Consider the following 11,696-nt stretch of genomic DNA (forward strand, 5'->3'; position numbering starts at 1 on the left):
ATCGACCGCCTCCACCGCAGGCATACCCGCCCGGCCCGGTGCCATTCCGGCCCCGCTCGCCGCCGGGAGGGCTAGCCGCCCGCCGGGCGGGTACCCACCGGACGTGGGCAACGACCGAACGGTGGCGCGGGTCCTGCTGGACCGACACCACGACACGTACGCGGAGCAGGCGGGCATCCGGCTTTCGGACCGCCCCGGTCCGCTGTACCAGCTGCTGGTGCTGGCCACCCTGCTGAGCACCCGGATCCGGGCGTGCGTGGCGGTGGACGCCGCGCGGGAGCTGTTCGCCGCGGGCTACCGCACGCCGCAGGCGATGGAGGCGGCCAGCTGGCAGCAGCGGGTGGACGCGCTGGGCCGGGGCCACTACCGCCGCTACGACGAGCGGACCGCGACCATGCTCGGCACCGGCGCCCGGCTGTGCCTGGACCGCTGGCACGGTGACCTGCGGCGGCTGCACCGGGAGGCCCAGGGCGACCCGCCCGGGCTGCGTCGGCGGCTCACCGAGTTTCCCGGCATCGGGCCCACCGGCGCGGACATCTACCTGCGCGAGGCACAGACGGTCTGGTCCGACCTGCGCCCGTACGCCGACCGCCGGGCACTCGCCGGCGCGAAGCGGCTGGGCCTGCCGGGCTCACCCGACCGACTGGCCGGGCTGGTCGACGAGCCGGACTTCGGCCGGCTCGCCTCGGCGCTGGTCCGGGTGGCGCTCGGCGAGGAGTCCGCCGGCGAGGTCACCCGCGTCGCGGCCCGCTGAGGCAGGCGCTCACTTCACCGTCTTGTCGCCCGGCCGGGTCAGGTGCCACACCAGCAGCGCGGCGAGCAACGCCAGCACCACCAACCCGCCGGAGAGGCCACGGCCCTCCTCGGGACTGCGGCCGGTACTACCGAAGTAGATCACCGCGAGGCCGGCCAGCACCGTGACGAACGTACGCAACCCTCGGTCCTTCACGTATCGCACCGTATGTGGCGCCCATCCGCTGCGGGCGAATTCGGCGGTATTGTCCCCCGTCCGGGTGGTGGAGGGCGGGCCCGGCTCAGCGTTCGGCGACGAATCCGCGTAGCCGCACCCGGCGGACCGCCCGGTCGGCGACCTCCACCACCTCCAGGGTCAGCCCGGGCAGCCGCACCGTCTCCCCCGGTTCGCTCGGCAGGTGACCCAGTCGGGCGAGCACCAGCCCGGCCACCGTGGTGTACTCCCTCGACAGCGGGAAACTCAGCCGCACCCCGAGGTCCGGCAGGTCGTGCAACGGAAAGTCACCCGCCACCAACAGCGACCCGTCCGACTCCCGGATCACCCCCCGTACGTCCCGGTCGGTCTCGTCGTACAACTCGCCGACCACCTCGGCCAGCAGGTCCTCCAGGGTGACGATGCCGTCGATACCGCCGTGCTCGTCGACCACCAGGGCCAGCTGCTGGTGCTCCTGACGGAGCTGACGCAACGCCTCGGCGACCGGCAGGGTGACCGGCAGCAGCAGCGGCGGCCGGACCCTCTCCCCCACCGTGCCGGCGCCGGCCTGCACCAGGTCGCGGATGTGCACCACGCCCACCACCTCGTCCAGGCCACCCGGGCCGGTGACCGGAGCGCGGGACCGGCCGGCGGCGGCCAGCTTCCGTACCCCCTCGTCGGCGGCAAGACCCGCCGGCAGCGCGGTCACCTCGCGCCGGGCCACCAGAATCTCCCGCAGCGTCCGGCCGGCGATGTCGAACGCGCCGGTCAGGATCTCCCGCTGCTGGGCCGACAGACCACGCTGACTGACCAGCATCTCCCGCAGCTCCTCCTCGGTCATCTCCTGCCGGCTGGCCCGCGGGTCGCCGCCGGCCAGCCGGACCACCGCGTCGGTGGCCCGGCTGAGCAGCCAGACCGCCGGACGGGAGAGCCGGGCCAGCAGGTCCAGCGGGCCGACGCTGAGCAGCGCCCAGCGCTCCGCGCGCTGCATGGCCAACCGCTTCGGGGCCAGCTCGCCGAACACCAGCGTGACGAAGGTCAGCACCACCGTCACCAGCACCACCGCGGCGGGTCGGGCCGCCGCGCCGAGGAAGCCCAGCGGGGCGACCAGCGGCTCGGCCAGCGACACCGCGGCCGCCGCCGAGGCGAGGAACCCGGCCAGGGTGATGCCGAGCTGGATGGTGGCCAGGTAGCGGTTCGGGTCGCGGGTGAGCCGGACCAGCCGGTCGCCGGCGCTGGTCCGCCGGCTCAGCCGCCGCAGCTGCCCCTCGCGCAGCGTCACCAGTGCCATTTCGCTGCCGGAGAGCGCGGCGTTGACCAGCACCAGAACGGCCACCAGCGCCAACTGCCCGAGCTGACCGCCCACCGCGCACCCCCGTCCGCCGCCTCAGGCCACTCAACCGCAGCGAGACCGGCTCTGGGTGCGGTTTCCAGCCGGCCGGCGCTCAGTCGGTCTCCAGGTCGTCCAGCGAGATGGCGTGGGTCATCAGCCACCGCGCCAGCGCCGACATGCCGAACAGCCAGAGCGGGGCGGACTCGGTGGGGCCGTTGGTGGCGTAGATGGCGAACCGCAGGTCCGGGGCGCGGTACGCCTCGATCCGCCACCGGTGCTGCCGGTCCCGCCAGACCGCCGAAGGGTCCATGGCGTCACCGTAGGTGACCGTCGGTGATGCGGTGGCCGGTTGGCCGGGTCAGCCGGGCACGACCGTCAGGTGACGACGATGCGGGCGTCGTCGGGCAGTCGACGGGTCGCGCCCCGGCGGTCCAGCAGCTCCAGCAGCGGCACCGCCACCCGGCGGGTGGTGTCCAACGCCTGACGGGCCGCGGACAGCGTGAACGGCTGGGGCAGCGCGGCCAGCACCCGGACCGCGTCGTCGAGCGCGTCGGGCAGCAGGACCACGGTGTCCGCCAGCCGCAGCAACGCACCGGCGCGTACGGCGGCCCCGATCTCCCGAGGGCCCAGCCCCAGGTCGACGAGGCGGTCCGCTTCGGGGGCGCGGAACGGGCGGTCGGCGTACTCGGCTCGGACCCGCTGCACGGCAAGCGCCACCGGTTCGGGCAGCGCGCCGGCGCTCGCCGTTCCGACCCGGCCGGCGTGGATCCGCAGCGGCGGCCGGACCAGCGCCTCGACCAGTACCCGGTCGGGCAGGGCGAGGCGCTGGCGTAGCGCGTCCACCGGCATGCCGGGCTCCAGCGGGTGCTCCCGTGCGTAGCGCGCGACCTCCTCGGTCACCTGGTCGCCGAGTCGCTGCCAGTGCCCGGGATCGGCCAGCCAGTCGCCGGCCACCGGCGCGGCCTGCACCGGCACCCCCATCCGGATCAGCGCGCCGGCCTGGATCAGCCGACGGCGGCGCAGCTCGCCGGCCAGGTCGGGCCGGCCGTCCAGGTCGGCGAGGACCTGCGCGCGGGCGGCGGCAGCGCCCCGGCGGGCCAGCGGCGGTGGCGCCACGTCCAGCACCCGCACCCCGCCGGACACGTGGTGCCGGCCCGGGTCGCGCAGCAGCGCCCGATCGCCGACCAGCAACGGCAGCGGGCGGGCCAGCCGGAGCCGGACGGTGTCCGGGCCGAGTGGGCGGACCCGTACCGGCACCGCCGCCGACCCGACGTGCAGGGTGAGGGTGGCCGGCAGGTCAGCCGCCGGGTCGCCGGTGAGCCGGACGTCGACGAGGTCGGTGTGGTGGAACCGGCCCGGGGTGAGCAGCGCGTCGCCGCGGCCGAGCCGGTCACGAGGCGTGCCACGCAGGTTGACGGCCACCCGGGCCACCGCCGCCGCCTCCGGCCGGGCCTGGCCGAGTGAGTGCAGGCCACGGACCCGGACCGGTTCGTCGGTGCCGGCCAGCGCCAGCTCGTCACCGACCCGCAACCGGCCGGCGCCGAGAGTGCCGGTGACCACCGTGCCGCTGCCCCGCACGGTGAAGCTGCGATCCACCCAGAGCCGGACCGGATCGTCCACTGTGGGGGCGGGCAGCCGGGCGGCGAGTCGGTCCAGGGCCGCCCGCAGCTCCGGCAGGCCGTCGCCGGTCAGTCCGCTGACCGCCACCGTCTCCACCACGCCGAGGCTGGTCGCCGCGATCTCGGCCCGGGCCCGGTCCATGGCCGTCCCCGGGTCGGCCAGGTCCGCGCGGGTCACCGCGAGCAGGCCGTACCCGACGCCGAGCGCATCCAGCGCGGCCAGGTGCTCGGCGGACTGCGGCATCCACCCCTCGTCGGCGGCGACCACGACCAGCGCCGCCGGCACCGGCCCGACCCCGGCGAGCATGTTCGGCACGAAACGTTCGTGCCCGGGTACGTCGACGAAGGCGACCGTGCCGCCCGATGGCAGCGTCGTCCAGGCGAAGCCCAGGTCGATGGTCATCCCCCGACGGCGTTCCTCGGCCCACCGGTCGGGCTCCATCCCGGTCAGCGCCCGGACCAGGGTCGACTTGCCGTGGTCGACGTGCCCGGCGGTGGCGACGACGAACACGGTCAGTCGTCTCCGGGTACGCGCAGCACGGCCGCCCGGACCGCCTCGTCGGCGTCGGGCGGCACGCAGCGCAGGTCGAGCAGGAGCCGGCCCCGCACCACCCGGCCGAGCACCGGCTGGGCGCCGGTGCGCAGCGGCATGGCGTACCGCTCGGGCAGGCTCAGCGCCCAGGAATCCAGCTCCACGCCGGGGGCTCCGCCGCCGCCGACCACGGCGACCGCCGGCACGACCTCCGCCTTGCGACCGTCCGCGCCGAGCAGGTCGCGCAGCCGCTCCACCCGCCGGCGCAGGACGCCCGGGTCGGCGTGCAGCGCGGTCCGGGTCGGGGTGTCCGGGCGGTGCAGGGTGGCGGCCAGCGCGGCCAGGGTGAGTTTGTCCACGCGCAACGCCCGGGCCAGCGGATGGCGGCGCAGCCGGTCGACCAGCTCGGCGTCGCCGAGCAGCAGCCCCGCCTGCGGGCCGCCGAGGAGCTTGTCGCCGCTGGCGGTGACCAGCGCGGCGCCGGCGCGCAGGCTGCTCGCCGCGTCCGGTTCGTCGGGCAGCAGCGGATCCGGGGTGAGCAGGCCGGAGCCGATGTCGGCGACCACCGGCACGCCGATGGTGGCCAACTGCCGGACCGGTGTGGCCGAGGTGAAGCCGGTGACCTGGAAGTTCGACGGGTGCACCTTGAGCACGAAGCCGGTGTTCGGGCCGACTGCGGCGGCGTAGTCGGCGAGCGTCGTGCGGTTGGTGGTGCCCACCTCCCGCAGCCGGGCGCCGGTGCTCTCCAGGAGGTCGGGCAGGCGGAAGCCGTCGCCGATCTCGACCAGCTCGCCCCGGCTGACCACGATCTCCCGGCCGGCGGCCAACGCGGTGGCGGCCAGCACGAGCGCGGCGGCGCCGTTGTTGACCACGTGCACGGCGCCCGCGTCGGGCACGGCGGCGGCCAGCGCGTCGATCGCGTCGCGGCCGCGGCGGGCCCGCCGCCCGGTGGTCAGGTCCAGCTCGACATCGGTGTGCCCGGCGGCGGCCACGACCGCGGCGACCGCGGTGGGCGACAGCGGCGCCCGACCCAGGTTGGTGTGCAGCACGACGCCGGTGGCGTTGAGCACCGCGCGGGGGCCGGGTGCGGGCAGCGCGGCGACGGCGGCGTCACGGACCTCGTCGGGGCCGATCTCGCCGCGACGGGCCCGCTCCTGCGTCTGGGCGACGACCGACTTGACGCGGTCCCGCCCGAGGCTCGCGATGGCCGCGGTCAGCCGCGGGTCGGCGAGGAGCGTGTCGGTGCGGGGCACCCGGCGTCGCGGGTCCACCGGCCCCTCGCCCATCACGTCAACTCCTGCCGCGCGTTGGCGGAGACGGACGGGAATCGAACCCGCCTGGCCCGGGTCCCGGACCACTCCGGTTTTGAAGACCGGGAGGGGCACCAGCCGCCTGAACGCCTCCACCGGACATTCGATCACAACACAGGCGGGGCCGCCGGGCCAGGTGGAAGATCCATGCCATTCCGGCGAGCATTGACCCGCTCGCGTTGCGGCACCACGGTATACCGCGGATCGCGGGCGGAGGCGACGCCGCCGTGGAAGATGCCGAACCGGGTGGCGACCGACGCGGCCAGCAGCGCGGTGCCGGACAGCACGCCAACCACCCGACTGCGCCGCCCGAGCAGCGCGCCGGCCACCCCGACCGAGGTCAACAGCCGACCGGTGCGCAGCAGCCGACCGGGCAGGCCCAGCCGGTAGGGCTCGCTGAGCAGGCCGAGGCGGGTCTCCACCCGGTGCGCGCCGAACAGTTCCAGGGCCGCGCCGGCCACTGCCATCCGCCGGGCCGGCCCGGCCTGGGCCGGCGGCGCGGCGAGCAGACCCACGCCGGCGCCGCTGGCCAACGCGCTGCCCGCGAAGATGACCGGCAGCTCCGGGTACGCCTCGTGCCAGGACGGCACCGCCGTGTCGGCGAGCAGCACCCCGGTGTACGTGGCCAGCGCGGGCGCGGTGCCCGCGGCGAGCAGCCCGGCAGCGTGCCCAACCGGCGGCAGCGCTCGACGGGCCAGCCCGAGCAGCCCGTGCCGGGGCAGCCAGTCGGCGGCCTCGGCGATCGCGGCCACCCCGGCGGCCGGCCCGAAGGCGGTGAGGATCCAGGTGCCCACCGACATCGGTGAGGTCAGCTTGGCCACCCGAAGCATGTGGTGGAATCGCGCCGGCCTGCCCAGGTCCTTGACCAGGAAGACGGCGCTGGCGCTGACGGCGGCCAGCGCGGTGACCCGACCAGCCCGGCGCAGTGCCGGTCGGCCGGTGAGCTGCCCGCCCGCGGCGAGCAGCGAAGAGCCGGCGGCCAGCCCGCCGGTGAACAGGTACGCCGCGATGTCCCACTTCCAGACCGGCGGCTTCAGGACGGGCCGGCCGTAGTACGAGGTGAACTCGGCCTCTGGCACCCGCAGTTCCTCGCCGCCGCCGCGACGACCGCCCCGCCGGCCAGTCCGCCGGCCGGCGGGTTCGGCGGTCCGCGGCGGCTGCGGGGTCAGGTCGGCCTGGGCCTCGGTGCCGGCCGTTCCACGGCTCGCGGTTGCCGCTGGGCTGTCGCTCGCGGTTGCCGCTGGGCTGTCGCTCGCGGTTGCCGCTGGGCTGTCGCTCGGCGTGGCGCTGTGGCCGTTCGTCTCCGGCCGGGTGGGGCGGCCGAGGCGGTCGGGGCCTTCGGCGCCCTCGGCGGCGAGCCGGTCGCGGAAGCGACGGAACAGGTCACCCACCGGGGGACGGTCTTGACTCACGAGGAACCTCCGACGAACGCGGCGACGGTTGCCGCCGCCATGGCGAGCGCCGCCAGGCCGGCGCGCTTCCACATGGCCGGCAGGTCCCGGGTGGTCACCACCGGATCCGGCGGCAGCCCATACACCTCGGGCTCGTCCAGCAACAGGAAGAACGCCCCGTCACCACCAACACCATCGTTCGGATCATGCCCGTACAACCGCGCCTCGGGCACCCCCCGCTCATGCAACGTCTCGACCCGCGCGGCAGCCCGCTCCCGCAACTCATCCAACGGCCCGTACTGGATCGACTCCGTCGGACACGCCTGCGCACACGCCGGAGTCATCCCCGCACCCAGCCGGTCGTAGCACAACGTGCACTTCCACGCCCGACCATCATCCTTACGCTGATCGATCACACCGTACGGGCACGCCGAGATGCAGTAACCACAGCCGTTGCAGATGTCCTCCTGCACCACCACCGTCCCGAACTCCGTCCGGAACAACGAACCCGTTGGACAGACGTCCAGGCAGGCCGCGTGCGTGCAGTGCTTACACACGTCCGACATCATCAACCAGCGGAAATCGCTGCGCCCCTCCGCGCCGGTGCCCCGACCCGGCGGCTGCGCACCCGGCATCCCGAGGAACTCCGGCCCGGCGCCACCCCCGACCGGCCCGGGGCCACCGACGACCGGCCCGGGGCCTACCGGGTCGCCGAGCACGTCATTCGGTCCGCCGGCGGCCATCCGCGCGGCGGCCTCGGGCGGCACTCCCGGGTTCGTGCCGTTCAGATCGGTGGTGCCGCCTGCGACGGCCGCCGACGCCGCGCTGGCCGGCGTCCCGGCGGACGGCGGGGCGCGATGTCCTGCCGGGCGGGCCTGTTCGATGAACGCGACGTGCCGCCACGAGTTCGCGGTCAACGCGCCCGTGTTGTCGTAGGACATGCCGAGCAGGTCCAGGCCGGAGCCGGGCACCCCGTTCCACTCCTTGCAGGCCACCTCACACGCCTTGCAGCCGATGCAGACGCTGGTGTCGGTGAAGAACCCCATCCGCGGCGGCGCCGACGACCAACCGGCATCCGGTGCCGGATCCAGCGGCCCGTACAGGCTGTTCGGGTCAGGAATCACCGTGCCCCTCCCCGTCGCTGTCGGTGGTGACCGCCGGGGCATGTCGACCCGGGGCGATTCCGGCCCGCCGCTGGTAGTCGGCCACCAGGTCGAGCAGCGCTGGCCCGGTGGGACGGCGGCCGGGTCGGACGTCGCAGGTGCCGACCTTGCTCTCCTGGATCAGGACGTTGGGGTCGAGGCTGATGCCGAACAGGTCGTTGGCCGAGTCGCCGGTCACCAGGCCCTCGAAGCCGAAGTGGTACGGCAACCAGACCTGATGGATGACCTGGCCGTCCACGCGTAGCGGGGTGAGCCGGTCGGTCACCAGCACCTTCGCCTCGATCACCGCGCGGGCGCTGACCAGATGTGCCCAGCCGAGATGCGCCAGATTGGCCTCGGCGGCCAGCTGCGGGGAGACCTCGACGAACATCTCCGGTTGCAGCTCGGCCAGCGGGCCGACCGTGCGGCTCATCGCGCCGGCGGTGTGGTGTTCGGTGAGCCGGCTGACCGTGAACACGTACGGGAACACCTCGCTGTGCGCCTCCGGCGGGCTCGGGTTCACCGAGTTGATCGGGTGCGCGTACATCTTGCGGGTCGGGTTGGCCTGCTGGCGGTAGAGCGGGTTGCGCACCGGTGACTCGACCGGCTCGTAATGGGTGGGCATCGGCCCGTCCAGGACTCCGCTGGGCGCGTACAGCCAGCCCTTACCGTCGCCCTGCATGATGAACGGGTCGTCGCCGGCGATGCCCTCCGTGCCCGACGCGCCGGGCGGTGGCCGGTACGACGGTGGTTTGGTCTTCTCGAAGTCCGGCACGTCGTAGCCGGTCCACTCGGCCGTCTCCGGATCCCACCAGACGTACTTCTTACGCTCACTCCACGGTTTGCCGTCCGGGTCGGCGGAGGCACGGTTGTAGAGGATCCGCCGGTTCGCCGGCCAGGCCCAACCCCACTCCGCAGCGACCCAGTCCTGCTCGTGCCGGGACTTCCGGCGGGCGGCCTGGTTCACGCCGTCGGCGTACACGCCGGTGTAGATCCAGCAGCCGATCGCGGTGGAGCCGTCCGCGCGAGCCTCGCCGAAACTGGACAGCGGACGGCCGGTCGCCACGTCGTACCCGTTGATTTCCCGCAGCACGGCCTCGGCGCTCGGCTCCGCGTGCGGGCCGTGTGTGGGGTAGTCCCAGGTGAGGTCGAGCAGCGCCCGGTCGCGGCGCAGGTCCGAGCCGGCCAGCTTCTCCCGCAGCTTGCGGCCGAGGTGGTAGAAGAACCACAGCTCGGAGCGGGCGTCGCCCGGGGGTTCGACGGCCTTCTCGCGCCACTGCAGCAGCCGTTGGGTCTGGGTGAAGGTGCCCTCCTTCTCCACATGCGAGGCGGCGGGAAGGAAGAACACCTCCGTACGGCACTCCTCAGGGACGATCTCGCCGGTGGCCACCTCGGGGCCGTTCTGCCAGAACGTTGCGCTCTCGATCATGAACAGGTCGCGAACCACGAGCCAGTCGAGGTTGGCCATCCCGAGGCGCTGGGCGCGGCCATGCGCGGAACCCACCGCCGGGTTCTGCCCAAGCAGGAAGTACCCCTTGATCTTGCCGTCGATCATGTTGAGCACCTGCTGGTACGTCCCGTGGTCGCCGGTCAACCGGGGCAGATAGCCGTAGCAGTAGTCATTCTCTGGCGTCGCCGCATCGCCCCAGTACGCCTTGAGCAGGCTGGCGGCGAACGACCCGGCGTTGCCCCAGAAGCCCTTCTGCCCGGGGTGGCGGATGCTGTCGACCCATTTGTCGAACGTCGGGTGGTCGGCGTGGTGTGGCATCGGAAGGTAGCCGGGGAGCAGGTTGAACAGCGTCGGGATGTCCGTGGAGCCCTGGATGCTGGCGTGCCCGCGCAGCGCCATGACCCCACCACCGGGGCGGCCCATGTTGCCGAGTAGCAGTTGGATGATCGCGCCGGTGCGGATGTACTGCACGCCCACGCTGTGCTGCGTCCACCCCACCGAGTAGATCAGCATCCCGGTACGTTCCCGGCCAGAGTTCCGCGTCCAGGCCTGCGCCAGTTCCAGGAACTTCTCCTGCGGAATGCCGCAGACCCGTTCCACCATCTCCGGCGTGTAGCGGGCGAAGTGCCGCTTGAGGATCTGGTACACGCACCGCGGATGCTGCAACGTCTCGTCCCGCAGGGTCTGGCCGCCAACCGGTGCGCCGTGCGACTCGTGCGCCAGCCCCGAGGCACTATCCCGCTCCTGGGCGGTGTGCCCGCTGCCGGAGGAGCCCTCGTGCCCCTCGTACTGCCAACTGTCCTGCACGTAGGTGCCGGTCTCGGGGTCGAAGCCGGAAAAGAACCCGTCGCCGTCCTCGGTGTCGGTGAACTGCTCGCTGACGATCGTCGCCGCGTTCGTGTACGAGAGCACGTACTCGCGGAAGTCGAGTTCGTTGTCCAGGATGTAGCGCACCACCCCACCCAGCAGGGCAATATCCGTGCCCGCCCGGATCGGCAGGTACGAGTCGGCCAACGCGCTGGTCCGGGTGAACCGCGGATCGACGTGGAAGACCTTGGCGCCACGGCGCTTGGCCTCCATCACCCACTGGAAACCCACCGGGTGCGCCTCAGCCATGTTCGAACCCTGAATGACGATCACGTCAGCGTTGGCGATGTCCTGCTGAAAGTCCGTCGCACCGCCACGACCGAAGCTGGCCCCCAGACCGGGGACAGTGGCGGAGTGTCAAATACGGGCCTGGTTCTCGATCTGGAGCGCCCCCATCGCGGTGAACAACTTCTTGATGAGGTAGTTCTCTTCGTTGTCCAGCGTCGCCCCACCCAGACTGGAGATACCCAACGTCCGGTTGAGCGGCCGACCCTCGCTGTCGACGTCCTCCCAGGTCTGCTCGCGGGCGGCGAGGATCCGGTCGGCGATCATGTCGACCGCGGTGTCGAGTTCCAGATCTTCCCACTGCGTCGAGTACGGCCGGCGGTAGCGGATGGTCGTCTGCCGCAACGGGCTGGTCACCAGGCTCTTGCTGGCCGCGCCCTTCGGACAGAGGCGACCTCGCGAGATCGGACTGTCCGGGTCGCCCTCGATCTGACTGACCTGCCCGTCCTTGACGAACACCCGCTGACCGCAGCCCACAGCGCAGTACGGGCAGACCGAGCGGGCCACGCTGTCGGCATCCTCGGTGCGGGCGGTCAACTCCGCTGAGCGGGCGGACTGCGCCGCAGCGCCCCGGCCCAACGGGTCGGTGCCGGTGAGCTGCCGGTAGACCGGCCAACCCTCGATGAAGGTCCGCAAACCCATCCCCCGACACCCCCTCCCACGCGAGCGACCTCATGAACATAGGTCAACCGAGACATGTTCGCGAACCGAGGGATCAACGGCTGAACAGACAGCGCCGCCCCCGGCTGGTGGGCCGGGGGCGGCGCTGGTGTCGGTGTGCAGGTCGCCTCTCGGCGAGTGGCACGACGCGGCTCCAGCCG

Annotated in this window: 9 protein-coding genes and 1 tRNA gene; 1 reads left to right on the forward strand and 9 read right to left on the reverse strand. The window is 73.3% G+C overall.

What is annotated here, in order from left to right; all coding sequences use genetic code 11:
• Positions 1–103 precede the first annotated feature (103 nt).
• The gene (locus ACFY29_RS30080) at positions 104–754 is read left to right on the forward strand and encodes a hypothetical protein (protein ID WP_386991534.1); all 651 of its coding nucleotides are present in this window, start codon (positions 104–106) and stop codon (positions 752–754) included.
• Between the two features lie 9 nt (positions 755–763).
• Here the strand turns inward: ACFY29_RS30080 and ACFY29_RS30085 are convergent, their stop codons facing one another.
• The 9 genes from ACFY29_RS30085 to fdh form a co-directional block, all read right to left on the reverse strand.
• A complete protein-coding gene (locus ACFY29_RS30085) occupies positions 764–949 on the reverse strand; it encodes a hypothetical protein (protein ID WP_328426859.1) in 186 nt (61 codons plus the stop codon).
• A gap of 85 nt (positions 950–1,034) precedes the next feature.
• Complete coding sequence (locus tag ACFY29_RS30090; RefSeq protein ID WP_386991536.1) at positions 1,035–2,312, reverse strand: hemolysin family protein; 1,278 nt, start codon at positions 2,310–2,312, stop codon at positions 1,035–1,037.
• Positions 2,313–2,391: 79 nt separating this feature from the next.
• The gene (locus ACFY29_RS30095) at positions 2,392–2,589 is read right to left on the reverse strand and encodes a hypothetical protein (protein WP_089022155.1); all 198 of its coding nucleotides are present in this window, start codon (positions 2,587–2,589) and stop codon (positions 2,392–2,394) included.
• Positions 2,590–2,654: 65 nt separating this feature from the next.
• A complete protein-coding gene (gene selB, locus ACFY29_RS30100; protein WP_386991538.1) occupies positions 2,655–4,409 on the reverse strand; it encodes a selenocysteine-specific translation elongation factor in 1,755 nt (584 codons plus the stop codon).
• 2 nt (positions 4,410–4,411) lie between these two features.
• A complete protein-coding gene (selA, locus tag ACFY29_RS30105) occupies positions 4,412–5,716 on the reverse strand; it encodes an L-seryl-tRNA(Sec) selenium transferase (RefSeq protein ID WP_328416541.1) in 1,305 nt (434 codons plus the stop codon).
• Between the two features lie 22 nt (positions 5,717–5,738).
• A tRNA-Sec gene (locus ACFY29_RS30110) sits at positions 5,739–5,834 on the reverse strand.
• A gap of 13 nt (positions 5,835–5,847) precedes the next feature.
• Positions 5,848–6,909 carry an NrfD/PsrC family molybdoenzyme membrane anchor subunit gene (gene nrfD / locus ACFY29_RS30115; RefSeq protein WP_386991575.1) on the reverse strand — a complete coding sequence of 354 codons (1,062 nt, stop codon included), beginning with the start codon at positions 6,907–6,909 and terminating at the stop codon, positions 5,848–5,850.
• Between the two features lie 239 nt (positions 6,910–7,148).
• Entirely contained in the window at positions 7,149–8,252 is a 1,104-nt protein-coding gene (locus ACFY29_RS30120) for a 4Fe-4S dicluster domain-containing protein (protein WP_386991577.1), read from the reverse strand.
• Positions 8,245–11,517, reverse strand: a complete 3,273-nt coding sequence (fdh, locus tag ACFY29_RS30125; RefSeq protein WP_386991540.1) for a formate dehydrogenase — start codon at positions 11,515–11,517, stop codon at positions 8,245–8,247. The genes ACFY29_RS30120 and fdh overlap by 8 nt, the downstream gene beginning before the upstream one ends.
• Between the last annotated feature and the right edge of the window lie 179 nt (positions 11,518–11,696).

It is taken from the genome of Micromonospora sp. NPDC000668 (assembly GCF_042897975.1).
Classification (GTDB): domain Bacteria; phylum Actinomycetota; class Actinomycetes; order Mycobacteriales; family Micromonosporaceae; genus Micromonospora.

Excerpts from the sequence above, each read along its gene's own strand:
- ACFY29_RS30095 (WP_089022155.1), bottom strand. The coding sequence starts at position 2,589 with ATGGACCCTTCGGCGGTCTGGCGGGACCGGCAGCACCGGTGGCGGATC.
- selA (WP_328416541.1), bottom strand. The coding sequence starts at position 5,716 with ATGGGCGAGGGGCCGGTGGACCCGCGACGCCGGGTGCCCCGCACCGAC.